The sequence below is a fragment of the Moraxella sp. CTOTU47616 genome (genome assembly GCF_032017465.1).
GTDB lineage: Bacteria > Pseudomonadota > Gammaproteobacteria > Pseudomonadales > Moraxellaceae > Faucicola > Faucicola tetraodonis.
In genome coordinates this window covers 241,584-254,515 of the sequence record NZ_DALZPU010000004.1, presented here as the reverse complement: position 1 = coordinate 254,515, position 12,932 = coordinate 241,584, and the positions used below count along the sequence as shown (strand labels likewise).

Genomic DNA, 12,932 nt, shown 5'->3' with positions numbered 1-12,932 from the left:
AATAAGCATCAATAAAGGAATTGTCATGGAAGCGTTGAGCGGTATTGGTATTTTTTTGGTCGCCTTTGTGCTATTTACCCTTTATAAAGGGGTAAAAATCGTACCACAAGGGTTTAAGTGGATTGTACAGCGTTTGGGTAAGTACCATCAGACCTTAGAGCCTGGGTTGAATTTTATCATTCCTTATGTCGATAACGTGGCATATAAAGTAACTACCAAAGATATCGTGCTAGATATTCCATCGCAAGAGGTAATCACCCGTGATAACGTCGTGATTATCGCCAATGCGGTGGCGTATATCAATATCGTGCATCCAGAGCGTGCCGTGTATGGTATTGAGGATTATGAGCAGGGCATTCGTAATTTGGTACAAACCTCACTGCGTTCTATCATTGGTGACATGGATTTTGACAGTGCGTTATCATCGCGTGACCAAATCAAAGCCGCGCTAAAAATGTCCATTTCTGATGATATTGCCGATTGGGGAATTACCCTAAAAACCGTGGAAATCCAAGATATTAGCCCATCACCTACCATGCAAATGGCGATGGAAGAACAGGCGGCTGCGGAGCGTCAACGCCGTGCTACAGTGACCAAAGCGGATGGGCAACGCCAAGCAGCGATTGCAGAAGCTGATGGACGTCTTGAGGCGTCACGGCGTGATGCCGAAGCGCAAGTGGTACTGGCACGAGGCAGTGAGCAATCAATTCGCTTGATTAGTGAAGCGGTGGGCGAGCGCGAGATTCCGCTGCTATATCTACTAGGTGAGCAGTACATCAAAGCCATGACTGATATGTCAAAATCACCGAATGCCAAAACCGTGGTACTGCCTGCTGATATCTTAAATACCGTGCGCGGTATGATGGGGGAAGTGGGCGATAAAATCCACCGTCCTTAACATTGGGCGTGACTCATCTGCTAATTAAAACGCTGACTGAAACCGCATCACCTTGCGGTTTTTTATTCGCCAAAATTGGGTAATCATGACATTTTAGGATATACAGTATGCGTGAAATGAAAAATTTACTATTGGTACTACATACCCCATCAGATAATACCCAGCGATTAGCAGAAGTTGCAAAATCCGCCACACAGCTAGCGGATATTGATAACGTCACCGTGATTGTTAAAACACCGTTACAAACCCAAGTGGAAGATGTGTTAAAAGCGGATGCCATTATCATTGGCACAACCGAAAATTTTGGTTATATGGCGGGGCTGACCAAGGATTTTTTTGAGCGAATTTATTACCCGGTGCTTGAGCAAAAACAAGGACTGCCTGTGGCGTGTTATATCCGTGCTGGGCTTGACGGTACAGGTAGCAAACGCGCGGTAGAGAGTATCGTCACAGGATTGCGTTGGCGCTGGATACAACCGCCTTTAGTATTAAAAGGTGAATGGTCAAGCGCATTTGATGAGCAAGTCGCTGAGCTTACCATGGCAGTCTGTGCAGGTTTATCATTGAATATTTTATAACGGCTTTAGCATGATTTCCGAGTAAATTACTCAAGTTTTTTTCCGCGTGATTATCAAGTTTGTTATAATATCAACAATTTCACATTGTATGACACGCTGTAAGGATAGTTATGACCCGTAAGCCTGAACTTTTATGCCCTGCTGGCACTTTTCGTAATATGCAATATGCGTTTGCCTATGGCGCAGATGCCGTCTATGCGGGACAAGCACGTTATAGCTTGCGGGTGCGCAATAATGATTTTGATGAGGAAAATCTTGCCAAAGGGATTGCCTACGCCCATTCACTCGGCAAGCATTTTTATGTCGTGGTCAATATCCAAGCGCATAATGCCAAGCTTAAAACTTTTATCGAAGACATCCGCCCTGTGATTGAGATGAAACCCGATGCGCTGATTATGTCAGATGCTGGGATGATTATGATGGTACGTGAAGCCTTTCCAGAGCAGGTGATTCACCTATCGGTGCAGGCGAACGCGGTGAACTGGGCAACGGTCAAGTTTTGGAAACAAATGGGCGTCAGCCGCGTGATTTTGAGTCGCGAGCTGTCACTCAAAGAAATCGAGCAAATCATCGCTGAAGTGCCCGATATGGAAATTGAGGTGTTTGTGCATGGGGCACTTTGTATGGCGTATTCGGGTCGTTGTTTGCTCTCTGGGTATATCAATAAACGCGATGCCAACCAAGGCACTTGTACCAATGCCTGTCGCTGGTCATACAACACCTATAAAGCAGAAGAAAACGAAACGGGCGATATCGTGCCTACGCAGCCTATCAGCCAAGCTATCAATAGCCCAGAGGTTTTTGTGCCTACTCAAGCCACGCAAGAAGATGCCATTCAAACTATCAATCTAAATGGTGATGTGGTGATGGGCGATGACTATGTACAGCAGCCATCAGATGAAGTGGTACTGATTGAAGAACAAGGTCGCCCAGGCGAATTGATGGCGATGTTTGAAGATGAACATGGCACTTATATTATGAATTCTAAGGACTTACGTGCTGTTGAGCTAGTGCCTGAGCTGACCCATATGGGCGTACACTCACTCAAAATCGAAGGCCGTACCAAGTCGCATTATTACGTGGCGCGCACCGCGCAAGTGTACCGCCAAGCGATTGATGATGCCGCCGCTGGTAAGCCATTTGATACAGGCTTAATCACCGCACTCGATGGGCTCGCCAATCGCGGCTATACCGAAGGTTTTTTACGTCGCCACGTGCACAGTGATTACCAAAACTATGAATATGGGTCATCAAAAACCGATCATCAGCAGTTTGTTGCGGAGATTAGCGACATTACCCCAACGCGCTTAACCTTGGTAATTAAGAACAAATTAATGGTGGGTGATACCATCGAAATCATGACGCCGCAGGGTAATTTGAGCTACCCACTCAAAGAAATGTGGAATAAACAAGGTGAGCCAATTGATGGCGCTTTAGGCTCTGGCTGGGTGTGTCAAATCGCCAATCCGTTTAAAGAGATGCAGGATGATGTGTTGCAATTTGCGCTAATCATGAAAAGCGTCAGTGAGCCAATTTTTACCTAAGTTGGTCTTGTTGTCACGGTATCAGGCATTAGGTTAAGGAATTTTTGTGGTTCACTCATACCAGCAAAATAAATCAGACACCATTTCAACGATTGTTGAAGCGGTGAATGTTGAAGCATTGCAGGATTCCCTAGCACTTCGCCGTAATGTGTTTATCCAAGGATATTTATCACAGGATTTTAAAGCCATTGAGACGACTTTGGCGGACAACTTTCGGTTCGTTAACGGTAAAGCAATCCACAATCGCGACAGCTGGCATGAGATTTTACATAACTTATGGCAATCTCGAGACTGGCAGTCTCAACCGCTATTGCCTGACCGTGTTCGCTATCACTTTTTCTCACTCACCGAATGTATGATCACTTTGTATTATAAGCATGAACCGCTGGCAAATGTCATGCAGGAATTGTGGATGCAAGATAACAATGTATGGCGCCTAAGTGCGGTGTCAATCGTTAATCGCTAAAGGTTTTAATTGCTAAGGTAAAAACAGACTACAAGACATGGCACTAAAAATCACTTCCGACTGTATAAATTGCGACATTTGTGAGCCCGAATGCCCAAATGAAGCCATTAGCTATGACAATAAAGTACAAAAAACCTACGTCATCAATCCTGACTTGTGCACCGAATGCATCGGGTTCTATGATGAGCCAACCTGCGATAAAGTCTGTCCGATTGACTGCATCATCAAAGACGATGAGCGCCCTGAATCGCCCGAACAGCTGCTTGCAAAATATAAGCAAATTTGGCAAAAATAATACTAACAAAAAGTTGCGGTAAATGTTGCCAAAACATTTTACTATAAGTTAATCAATTTTTTTTGAAGTGATTACTGGCATTTTTTATCAAAAACAACATTTAAAGTGACATTTAAAGTAAAGTGACATTCATGTTTAAAAAAAATAGCAAAGCGACTGACTCTCAAGCACAACAATCGAAGCGCTCAGCACAGCCTCGCAAACAAAAAAACAAAGCTAAAAAGCGTCACGTTGTCGCGAAACTCATTGGCGTCGGTGTGACAGCCACAGCGGCAACGGGCGCAACTGCTGTCTTAGGCAGTTATGGCGCATGGCAATATGCCAAGCAGCAATATAAAACGCGCCGTTTGTATACCCCTGCATTTAGCGGGGTTGTGACCAATCAGCATTTTAAAGGTAAGGTGCACAAAGTCGGTGAGTATTTAACCTTTGTCACCGATGGCGCTACCTATGCGCTCAATGATCCATTACTGCGTATTCAATCACTGTATCAGTCCAATAAAACACCTACTGACAATCAAGCCAGTCATCAAACCAAGCTTATGGATCAGGTGCACTGTGATGACGTCACTATTGTTGCCGAACTCAGTGAAAAAGGACATTATGGCTATTTAGGGCATTTGGACTATCAGTTAACTGTGGTCGACACCGCAGATGATGCCATGAATTTTTAATGGCGTTTTTTTAATAGAGTATAGTATAGCATTCGTGACATACGAATGATTGTAACCACCCAAGTTGAACCATCATCAAAGGAGCTGAAGATGACAACAAAATTTATCCCAAAACCCTATCGTATCGAGCGCAATGACTGCCAAGCCATGCTGATTGATATACAAGAAAAACTTGCGCCCCATATTGCCGAACATCGAAAATTACTCAAAAAAACAGCGATTTTGATTCAAGGTCTACAAGCGCTTAATGTGCCTATTATGGTTAATGAGCAATATCCCAAAGGACTTGGGCATACTTTGCCAGAGTTGACGCAGTTACTATCTGAAAAAAATACCCCAGTGTTTGAAAAAACCACCTTTAGCGCCTGTGATACGCCAACCTCTTGGCATCATATCGCCCAGCAAAATCGCAACAATGTGATTTTATTTGGTACAGAAGCTCATGTCTGTGTCATGCAGACGGCGTTAGATTTACTCGATAACGGTATGCAGCCCATCATTATCACCGATGCCGTGGGCTCGCGAGACCTGTATGACCGTAAAATTGCGATTCGTCGTATGCGCCGTGCCGGTGCGGTCGTCACCACCACCGAAGCGATTTTATTTGAGCTGTGTCGTAGCTCAGAAGATCCCGCTTTTAAAACGATTTCAGCGCTAGTCAAGTGAATACGACTCAGACCATGCAGGATTAAGAGGTATTTGATGCAACCACTTATTGATTATCTGTTGGCATTGGATGCCTTAAAATCAGTCAACCGCCGCAACTATACCACCCAACTGTCTAAAGACACGCCACGACGTCTTGAAAACTCAGCCGAGCATTCATGGCATTTGGCGATGGCGTGTTGGGCAGTAGCGCAGCATTTCAAACTGGATGTCAATCATGAAAAGTTGCTCAAACTGGCATTGGTTCATGACTTGGGTGAAATCGAGGCGGGTGACACATTCTTATATGCTGATAAACGCTCGCAGGCGCATGTTGATGAGCGCATTGGTGTAGAAAAACTGGCAACGATGATGGGCAACCCCGTTCCAGAATTGTTAACGCTGTGGGATGAGCAAGAAACAGGTCATAGTGCTGAAAGCAAACTAGTTAAAGTAGTGGATAGGCTATTGCCCTTTATGCTCAATATGGTGACAGATGGCGGTGCGTGGACAGACCATCAGGTCAAGCGCTCCCAAGTCGAAGCCGCCCAAGCCTTTATCAGACAGGATTTTCCCATCATTCACGACTGGATAACCGAGCAAATTGCCATTGCGGTACAACAGGGTTGGTTGATTGAAGATTAAACATAAAAAAACGTGCGACATAGGCACGTTTTTTTAACTCACTATTTTTAAAATCACTAACAGTTAAACAATCTCTGGCGATTGGTTATTATCAATCACTGCCTTATTGACTGTCACGGTTTTGCCGGGTGTCATCGAGGGTAATTCATACATGGTATCGAGCAGGGCGTTTTCAACAATGGAGCGTAGACCACGCGCGCCGGTACGACGCTTTAAGGCTTGTTTGGCAATCGCAACTAGCGCATCATCGGTAAACGATAACGTCGCATTTTCCATCTCAAACAAGTATTCGTATTGTTTGACCAGCGCATTTTTTGGCTCGGTTAAGATTTGTACCAATGCTTCTTCGTCCAATTCTTCCAGTGTCGCGACCACAGGCAGACGACCAATTAACTCTGGAATCAGACCAAATTTAATCAAATCTTCTGGCTCGACTTGCTTGAATAATTCACCGGTTTTCTTGCCGCTGTCTTTGGCTTTTACCTCAGCGTTAAAACCGATACCGGTTTTTTCGGTACGCTGTTGAATGACATTGTCTAGACCAGCAAACGCACCGCCACAAATCACCAAGATATTACTGGTATCGACCTGAATCATCTCTTGGTTTGGGTGCTTACGACCACCTTGCGGTGGAATATTGGCAACCGTACCTTCAATCAATTTCAACAGCGCTTGCTGTACGCCTTCACCCGACACATCACGGGTAATCGAAGGGTTTTCGCTTTTACGGCTGATTTTATCAATTTCATCGATATAAATAATGCCTTTTTGCGCTCTCTCGACATCAAACTCTGCCGCTTGTAACAGTTTTTGTACGATGTTTTCCACGTCTTCACCGACATAACCCGCTTCGGTCAAGGTAGTGGCATCGGCGAGCGCAAATGGGACATCAAGTAGGCGGGCAAGGGTCTGTGCCAGTAAGGTTTTACCAGAGCCCGTTGGACCAATCAGCAAAATATTACTTTTTGATAGCTCAACCATCGCATCTTCAGCGCCAAGTGTCGTCAGTGCCTTATCTTCACTCAGCTTTTCACTGACCTTTAAGCGTTTGTAATGGTTGTAAACCGCGACTGCCAAAGTTTTTTTGGCTTTATCTTGACCGATGACATACTCATCTAAGTGGCTGCGGATTTCTTTGGGCGTTGGCAATTTGCGCGCTGCCCAGTTTTCACGCTCATTGGTATCACTACCGTCGCTGCCCGATGACTTTGATTCGGCGATTAAATCATCGCACAGTTCAATACACTCATTACAGATATTGGCGTCTTGACCTGCAATTAGCTTTTTGACTTCGTGTTTGGCTTTACCACAAAACGAGCAGTGTGGCTCAATGTCATTTTTTGACATAAAAAAACGCTCCTAAAATTATGCTTGTTTTAATTGCTTTGTGATTGTGTAACCTATTAAGCAATGCTTGGACGTTTTTCTAATACTTCATCGATCAGACCGTATTCTTTGGCTTCTTGGGCGTCTAGCCAATAGTCACGCTCGACATCACGGGCGATTTTCTCAAGTGGCTGACCGGTACGTTCTGCCAAGATTTTATTTAAGCGTTCACGGATTTTTAGGATTTCACGCGCATTGATTTCAATATCAGTCGCTTGACCTTGTGCCCCACCTGACGGTTGGTGAATCATCACACGCGCATTGGCTAAGGCGTAGCGTTTACCTTTTTCACCCGCCGCTAGTAAGAATGAACCCATGCTATAAGCACCGCCCATACAAATCGTTGACACTTGTGGCTGGATAAAGTTCATGGTGTCAAACACCGCAAGACCTGCACTCACAGAGCCACCTGGTGAATTAATGTATAAGTGAATGTCTTTTTCTGGATTTTCCGCTTCTAGGAACAACAACTGGGCGACAATTAAATTCGCCATGTGGTCTTCAACTTGACCGGCTAAGAACACCACACGCTCACGCAATAGGCGTGAATAGATGTCAAATGAGCGCTCACCGCGAGCCGATTGCTCGACCACCATAGGTACTAAAGCACTTTGTGGTGACAACACGTCACGGGTTACAGTATTTTGGATTTGACTCGTCGCGAAAGGCGAGTCCAAGAATTTTTCTAACATGTTATTGTCCTTTTTAAATATGCAAAAGCCCTTATTGTTTATAAGGGCAATTGGCATAAAAACAAGTTACTAAGCTGACTAAAAATACATTCTTAAACGCCTAAGCTTAAATGCCTAAGAATGGATTAAGCCAATTATTACATCATCGCTTGTTGTTGGCTAGCTAGTAAGTCTTGGTAAGATACTTCAGTATCAGTCACTTTACCTTGAGACAAGATATGATCGACCACTTGGTCTTCTAACACCACCGCTTCGATGTTGGCACGTTCCTGCGCATTGTTGGTGTAATAGTCGATAACTTCGTTTGGATCTTCGTAGTTTTCTGCCATTTCATTGATATATGTGGTCACACGTTCTTGGTCAACTTCAAGTTTATTTGACTCAATCAGGCTCGAAACGATGATGCCAAGACGGGCAGCGCGCAGGGCTTGCTCTTCAAATAATTCGTTTGGTAGCATGTCTTTGTTAAAAGTTTTAGGATCGGCACCAAATTGCTGGGCAAAACGGTTTAACATCATACTACGTTGGCGATCGATTTCTTGCTCAAGCATCGATGCAGGTACGTCGATTTCATTTTTTTCAAGTAGGGCGTTAAATGCCGCTTCTTTCACTTGGTTACGGGCAGCGCTTTTTACTTCGCGTTCCATGTTTTTACGCACGTCTGCTTTAAGTTTGTCTAAGCCGCCTTCTGTTACCCCAAATGCTTCAAGGAACTCATCGTTTAATTCTGGTAATTGTGATTGCTCAACTGATTTGACGTTGATTTTGAACTGTGCTTGTTTACCTTGTAGGTTTTCGGCTGGGTAATCTTCTGGGAACGTCACGTCGATGGTTTTTTCTTCGCCTGCTTTCATGCCTTTGATACCATCTTCAAAACCTGGAATCATACGGCCACTGCCTAGTACTAGGCTAAAGTCTTGTGCGCTACCGCCTTCAAATTTTTCACCATCGATTGAACCTTCAAAGTCAAACTTGACTTGGTCGCCTTCGGCTGCGGCATCATCTTTGGCAACGTAAGTTTGGCGTTGTTTTTGTAGGTTTTCAATCATGGTGTCAACGTCTGCGTCGCCCACGTTGGCAACTTGACGCTCAACTTCGATGTCTGATAACCCTTGAACTTCTACTTCTGGGAATACTTCAACCGTTGCTTGATAAACCAAAAAGTCGTTTTCAAGTTTCACGTCATCAATGTTTGGCATACCCACGGCGCGGATGTTTTCTTGACGAATCGCATCAAATACGGTATCGCGAATTACGTCATTAATCACTTCTTGTTGGATACCTGCGCCATATTGGGCGCGAATGTGTGATACAGGCACTTTACCTTTGCGGAACCCGTCGATTTTAGCGGTTTTTGCCACTTGGTTGATGCGTTTTTCCACGCGACCTTGAATGGTTGACACAGGTACTTTAACCGTGATTTGGGTTTCAAGGTTTGATTTTTTGTTGGTAGTTACTTCTAAGTTAGTAACTGTTGAATCTGACACATTTGAATTTGACATAACAAAACCTTCCATAAAATATCAAAAAAGAGCAGCGTGGGTGCCACTCATAAGGGTAAATAGCGATAAGTTATCAGGCTTTTAAGGTGAATGAAAAAAGCCTATAAAATACGCAATCCAAAATCTGTTGGTTAACGCATGCTAAAAGGCAAAAATTAACCGAAAGTGGTATAGTATAAATTAATCATCTAGTAAAGTAAAAAAATTGTTGCTGTAAAATCTCTGTATCGGCTACCTTAGCAGTCACACCCTGTCTATCTGCAAGAGCGTGAGTTGAAAACCTTTACTTTATCAATTTCACTACTTTACTTCATCAATTGCATTAGCAGTTGCTGCATCGCTTGCCCACGATGACTGATGCGGTTTTTATCGGTCTTTTGCATCTCGGCAGCGCTTTTTTGTACGCTTGGCACCCAAAATAGCGGGTCATAACCAAAACCAAGCTCACCTTGCGGGGCGGGCAAGATTTCACCTTGCCAAATCCCTTGTGCAATGATGGGTAGTGGGTCATCGGCATGGCGCACGAGTGCCAACACGCAAACAAACTGCCCGATAATCGGTTCATTCGCGTGTCTGTGGGGTTCAAGCAGCCGCAATAATTTTTGGTTATTGGCTAAGTCTTTATGCTCGCTAAAGCTGGCTTCATCTTGGGCAAAACGCGCAGAATAAATCCCAGGTTGACCGCCTAGTATGGGTACACATAAACCCGAATCATCAGCAATCGCAGGCAGTCCGCTAATACGGCTGGCATGACGGGCTTTAATCAGCGCGTTTTCAATAAAACTAAGTCCATCTTCGACCGCATCCTCGATGCCCAATTGCCCTTGCGGAATGACGGTTATCTCAAGATTGGCTTGTTCAAATAATTGCTTGAATTCCGCGAGCTTGCCTTGGTTATTACTGGCGAGGACTAACTGGCGGGTAGGAAATAGTTGATTGGGGATAGAAACTGACATACAGACCCACTGTGTATTTTGCATAAAAAACTTGACCTTATCATAGCATAGTTAACAGTGGCTCGCGCTGCAAATACTCACATTGCAAAAGCCTTATACCAAACCACTACAGTTTTTTTTGAGTAATTTGCTATCATCAAATAGCAAGTAACGGGTTAAAAATCAGCTTATTAGCAGGCACTCATTGATTTTTACCCCACAAGATAATAAATCCCCACTATAGAAACGGTTAAATTCTGCCAATTTTTATGGCAAAATAACCCATGTGTTATGAGGATATTATCAAGGCTAATGATAGCAAGGTTAATAAACAAAGCTAACGATAGTAAAGCTAGTGAGCGTTTTTAACCCTTGATGAAGCATAGATAAATAACATAAACCCAGCCAACTTGCCATTTTGGATATGGTTTTGATATATGCGTTTTTAATACAAAGCTTTTATCTCAAAAATGGCATGTGGTTACTTTTATCATAAAGTCATCACAACAATAGCGAAGGAAAAAGGAAAACAACATGTCACACATTACATTACCAGATTTACCATACGCCAAAAACGCGCTTGAGCCACATATCAGCGCAGAAACCCTAGAATTTCACCATGACAAACACCATGCAGCGTATGTCAACAAACTAAATGAGCTACTACCAGGTTCAGGTCTTGAAGGTAAAGAGCTAGATGAAATCATCAAAGCCACCGCAGGTGATAACAGCAAAGCGACAATCTTTAACCAAGCGGCACAAGTTTGGAATCATACTTTCTACTGGAACTGCCTAACTGCTAATGGTGGTGGTGAGCCAACAGGCGACCTAAAAGCCAAAATCGAAGAAGCATTTGGTTCGTATGCAAAATTCCGTGAAGAATTCAAAAACGCGGCCGTAAGCCAATTTGGTTCAGGTTGGGCATGGTTAGTGGCTGACAGCGTGGGTGGTCAATTATCAATCACCAAAACGGCAAACGCAGACACCCCATTAGCCCATAACCAAGTTGCGGTATTGACTTGTGACGTGTGGGAGCATGCTTACTACATTGACTACCGTAATCGTCGTCCAGACTACGTTGATACTTTCCTAGATAAACTGGTTAACTGGGATTACGCAAACGCCAAATACAAAGGTCAACCAGCTGGCGTAGAGAAATAATCATCTATCTTTGCTTTTTTAAGTCCTTTAATCGTTTAAAAAAAGCCGAATCAATTTCGGCTTTTTTTATTATTTTTTTTTATTAATAGGCACTAAAAGTAAAATGTTATTAATCCTATATCAAGCCTTTCGTTATCTGCCACATTGGTGCTAATTAACCTATCGCAAGCAGATTACCAACGTGCAATTTACGGTTGACCCGCTCATTCATTTACGCATCAGCCAAACGCATTGTTTAAATAAAAAATACAGACAAAAAAAGGCGAGTATTCAATGACTCGCCTAATTTATTTGCACATTTGTGGTAAAGATAAAGCAGTGTTAAGAAACTTGTACAGGAATCACGTTGGCAGTGTCTTTAACGATATTACCTTCATCAAGGTAAACCAAGCGTGGATGATGGTTGTCGGCTTCTTTCTCATCCATTTGCGCGTAAGCAGCGATAATCACTACATCGCCTAAATCCGCCATGTGAGCGGCTGCTCCGTTGAGCGAAATCATTTTTGAGCCTGCTTCTGCACGAATCGCATAGGTGCGAAAGCGTTTACCATTGTTGACATTGTAAATGTCGATTGATTCGTTCTCACGGATGCCCGCCAAGTCGAGTAACTCGCTATCAATGCCACATGAGCCTTCGTAGTGAAGCTCACAATGGGTCACACGCGCGCGGTGAAGTTTGGCTTTTAATAGGGTTAATAACATGATCGTTCCTTACCTTGTCAGGTTAACGCGATGCGCGTCATTGTGGTAAAAGTGAGCAGGCTAGTCATGAGAGGCTATTAACCAACTCGATAAAAGTTAAACATGATTGAAATATCAGGTGAAAAATTCATCCATCTTGCAATCAATATATGGAAGGAAAATAAAAGTTCAAGGATAGACCCCAAGATTTATCAATCTTATCCTTTGGTTAACGTTAGGCATTAGGTAGTTTAAAACTATTGATGGCTTGCTGGGCTTTGGCTAAGTCACCTGTTACCAAATCGGGCAGGGTACGCATGGCAGCATCTAGCATACTGTCAAATGCGATTTGCTCATCAGCGGTCGGTTTGCCAAGCACATAACCCGATACTTTGGACTTATGTCCTGGATGACCAATACCCAAACGTAAACGGTGAAAATCTGCACCGATATGCGGCACGATATCACGCAGTCCATTATGACCGCCATGACCACCGCCTGTTTTTAAGCGCATACGACCCACATCAAGGTCAAGCTCATCATGAACAATCAGCAGTTCGTCATTGTGGATGCCATAAAAATTCACCATCGGCACCACCGCTTCCCCTGATTTATTCATAAAAGTATGCGGTAACAATAAGCGTATATCCATGCCATACACTACGCTACGTCCAACCAAACCATGAAATTTTTTATCCAACGTCATGGTGATGTTAAACGTCTCGCTTATACGCTCCACAAACCAAAAGCCAGCATTATGCCGTGTTTGGGCATACTGCTGACCTGGGTTGCCAAGTCCGACAATCAGTTTCAGTTTTGACACGCTGATT

The 12,932-nt window shown here is 43.7% G+C and carries 15 protein-coding genes; 9 read left to right on the top strand and 6 right to left on the bottom strand.

All coding sequences use genetic code 11. From position 1 onward, the window contains the following. Window positions 1-25: 25 nt before the first annotated feature. The 8 genes from RTS10_RS06870 (at window position 26) to RTS10_RS06835 (ending at window position 5,745) form a co-directional block, all read left to right on the top strand. Window positions 26-898, top strand: coding sequence for an SPFH domain-containing protein (locus tag RTS10_RS06870; protein ID WP_050324924.1), 873 nt, complete (start codon window positions 26-28; stop codon window positions 896-898). Between the two features lie 107 nt (window positions 899-1,005). Then, window positions 1,006-1,476 carry a flavodoxin family protein gene (locus RTS10_RS06865; RefSeq protein ID WP_082168271.1) on the top strand — a complete coding sequence of 157 codons (471 nt, stop codon included), beginning with the start codon at window positions 1,006-1,008 and terminating at the stop codon, window positions 1,474-1,476. A gap of 110 nt (window positions 1,477-1,586) precedes the next feature. Further along, window positions 1,587-3,020, top strand: a complete 1,434-nt coding sequence (trhP, locus tag RTS10_RS06860; RefSeq protein ID WP_312539727.1) for a prephenate-dependent tRNA uridine(34) hydroxylase TrhP — start codon at window positions 1,587-1,589, stop codon at window positions 3,018-3,020. A 46-nt stretch (window positions 3,021-3,066) separates the two neighbouring features. Beyond that, window positions 3,067-3,486 carry a hypothetical protein gene (locus RTS10_RS06855; RefSeq protein ID WP_095356728.1) on the top strand — a complete coding sequence of 140 codons (420 nt, stop codon included), beginning with the start codon at window positions 3,067-3,069 and terminating at the stop codon, window positions 3,484-3,486. A gap of 37 nt (window positions 3,487-3,523) precedes the next feature. Further along, entirely contained in the window at window positions 3,524-3,781 is a 258-nt protein-coding gene (locus RTS10_RS06850; RefSeq protein ID WP_007117256.1) for a YfhL family 4Fe-4S dicluster ferredoxin, read from the top strand. Window positions 3,782-3,912: 131 nt separating this feature from the next. After that, window positions 3,913-4,455 carry a hypothetical protein gene (locus RTS10_RS06845; protein WP_312539725.1) on the top strand — a complete coding sequence of 181 codons (543 nt, stop codon included), beginning with the start codon at window positions 3,913-3,915 and terminating at the stop codon, window positions 4,453-4,455. 90 nt (window positions 4,456-4,545) lie between these two features. After that, window positions 4,546-5,121, top strand: a complete 576-nt coding sequence (locus RTS10_RS06840) for a hydrolase (RefSeq protein WP_312539723.1) — start codon at window positions 4,546-4,548, stop codon at window positions 5,119-5,121. Between the two features lie 36 nt (window positions 5,122-5,157). Next, entirely contained in the window at window positions 5,158-5,745 is a 588-nt protein-coding gene (locus RTS10_RS06835) for an HD domain-containing protein (protein ID WP_203171365.1), read from the top strand. A 63-nt stretch (window positions 5,746-5,808) separates the two neighbouring features. Here the strand turns inward: RTS10_RS06835 and clpX are convergent, their stop codons facing one another. The 4 genes from clpX to rdgB form a co-directional block, all read right to left on the bottom strand. Then, a complete protein-coding gene (gene clpX / locus RTS10_RS06830; protein ID WP_203171366.1) occupies window positions 5,809-7,092 on the bottom strand; it encodes an ATP-dependent protease ATP-binding subunit ClpX in 1,284 nt (427 codons plus the stop codon). A 56-nt stretch (window positions 7,093-7,148) separates the two neighbouring features. Beyond that, window positions 7,149-7,823 (bottom strand): ATP-dependent Clp endopeptidase proteolytic subunit ClpP, encoded by a 675-nt coding sequence (gene clpP / locus RTS10_RS06825; protein WP_007117251.1) that lies wholly within the window; start codon window positions 7,821-7,823, stop codon window positions 7,149-7,151. A 137-nt stretch (window positions 7,824-7,960) separates the two neighbouring features. Beyond that, window positions 7,961-9,325: a trigger factor gene (gene tig, locus RTS10_RS06820; RefSeq protein WP_312539722.1), complete on the bottom strand. Its 1,365-nt coding sequence runs from the start codon at window positions 9,323-9,325 to the stop codon at window positions 7,961-7,963. Window positions 9,326-9,630: 305 nt separating this feature from the next. Next, window positions 9,631-10,281, bottom strand: coding sequence for an RdgB/HAM1 family non-canonical purine NTP pyrophosphatase (gene rdgB, locus RTS10_RS06815; protein ID WP_312539720.1), 651 nt, complete (start codon window positions 10,279-10,281; stop codon window positions 9,631-9,633). A gap of 513 nt (window positions 10,282-10,794) precedes the next feature. On the opposite strand from rdgB, the gene RTS10_RS06810 reads away from it, so the two are divergent. After that, window positions 10,795-11,421 (top strand): superoxide dismutase, encoded by a 627-nt coding sequence (locus RTS10_RS06810; protein ID WP_312539719.1) that lies wholly within the window; start codon window positions 10,795-10,797, stop codon window positions 11,419-11,421. A 321-nt stretch (window positions 11,422-11,742) separates the two neighbouring features. On the opposite strand, the gene panD is transcribed toward RTS10_RS06810, so the two are convergent. Beyond that, window positions 11,743-12,123, bottom strand: a complete 381-nt coding sequence (panD, locus tag RTS10_RS06805) for an aspartate 1-decarboxylase (protein WP_036589204.1) — start codon at window positions 12,121-12,123, stop codon at window positions 11,743-11,745. A 214-nt stretch (window positions 12,124-12,337) separates the two neighbouring features. Further along, window positions 12,338-12,925, bottom strand: a complete 588-nt coding sequence (gene pth / locus RTS10_RS06800; protein ID WP_312539717.1) for an aminoacyl-tRNA hydrolase — start codon at window positions 12,923-12,925, stop codon at window positions 12,338-12,340. Window positions 12,926-12,932: the final 7 nt, after the last annotated feature.

Bases quoted from the DNA above. Each gene is read 5' to 3' on its own strand.
- RTS10_RS06870 (WP_050324924.1), top strand. From the start codon at position 26: ATGGAAGCGTTGAGCGGTATTGGTATTTTTTTGGTCGCCTTTGTGCTA.
- RTS10_RS06865 (WP_082168271.1), top strand. From the start codon at position 1,006: ATGCGTGAAATGAAAAATTTACTATTGGTACTACATACCCCATCAGAT.
- trhP (WP_312539727.1), top strand. From the start codon at position 1,587: ATGACCCGTAAGCCTGAACTTTTATGCCCTGCTGGCACTTTTCGTAAT.
- RTS10_RS06850 (WP_007117256.1), top strand. From the start codon at position 3,524: ATGGCACTAAAAATCACTTCCGACTGTATAAATTGCGACATTTGTGAG.
- RTS10_RS06845 (WP_312539725.1), top strand. From the start codon at position 3,913: ATGTTTAAAAAAAATAGCAAAGCGACTGACTCTCAAGCACAACAATCG.
- RTS10_RS06840 (WP_312539723.1), top strand. From the start codon at position 4,546: ATGACAACAAAATTTATCCCAAAACCCTATCGTATCGAGCGCAATGAC.
- RTS10_RS06835 (WP_203171365.1), top strand. From the start codon at position 5,158: ATGCAACCACTTATTGATTATCTGTTGGCATTGGATGCCTTAAAATCA.
- clpX (WP_203171366.1), bottom strand. From the start codon at position 7,092: ATGTCAAAAAATGACATTGAGCCACACTGCTCGTTTTGTGGTAAAGCC.
- clpP (WP_007117251.1), bottom strand. From the start codon at position 7,823: ATGTTAGAAAAATTCTTGGACTCGCCTTTCGCGACGAGTCAAATCCAA.
- tig (WP_312539722.1), bottom strand. From the start codon at position 9,325: ATGTCAAATTCAAATGTGTCAGATTCAACAGTTACTAACTTAGAAGTA.
- rdgB (WP_312539720.1), bottom strand. From the start codon at position 10,281: ATGTCAGTTTCTATCCCCAATCAACTATTTCCTACCCGCCAGTTAGTC.
- RTS10_RS06810 (WP_312539719.1), top strand. From the start codon at position 10,795: ATGTCACACATTACATTACCAGATTTACCATACGCCAAAAACGCGCTT.
- panD (WP_036589204.1), bottom strand. From the start codon at position 12,123: ATGTTATTAACCCTATTAAAAGCCAAACTTCACCGCGCGCGTGTGACC.